Here is a 416-nt window from a genome sequence, read left to right as displayed (position 1 = left end):
TCCTACGCCCGCATGGTCTGGCGCACGGTCAACCTGCCCAACCTGGAGGAGAACGTGCTGCCCACCCGCGGCCGCGCCACGCTGGTGCTGCGCAAGGGCGAACGGCACAAGGTGCGGCGGCTGCGGCTGCGCAAGCTCTGAGGCGCGGCGCGGAGCCCGTACGGCCGCCGCGCCGCGCCCGCCGTCCTCAGCCCAGCGTCGCCTTGACCAGGTCGGCCAGCCGCCCGGCCACCGTCCGCGCGTGGTCGATGTCCGCGGCCTCGACCATCACCCGCACCAGCGGCTCGGTGCCCGAGGGGCGCAGCAGCACCCGGCCGGTGGTGCCGAGTTCGGCCTCGGCCTGGCTGACGGCCGCGGCCAGTTCGGGGGCGCGCGGCATCCGGTCCTTGTCCACGTCGGGCACGTTGACCAGCACC

At 75.7% G+C, this 416-nt stretch carries 1 pseudogene; it reads right to left on the bottom strand.

What is annotated here, in order from left to right:
- Positions 1-187 precede the first annotated feature (187 nt).
- Positions 188-416: pseudogene (locus AC5RWQ_RS30640) on the bottom strand (phosphoglucosamine mutase); the annotation flags it as partial.

This window comes from Micromonospora sp. BS32 (assembly GCF_059089345.1).
The sequence above is the reverse complement of the archived record's forward strand: the minus strand, read 5'-3'. Positions and strand labels throughout refer to the sequence as shown.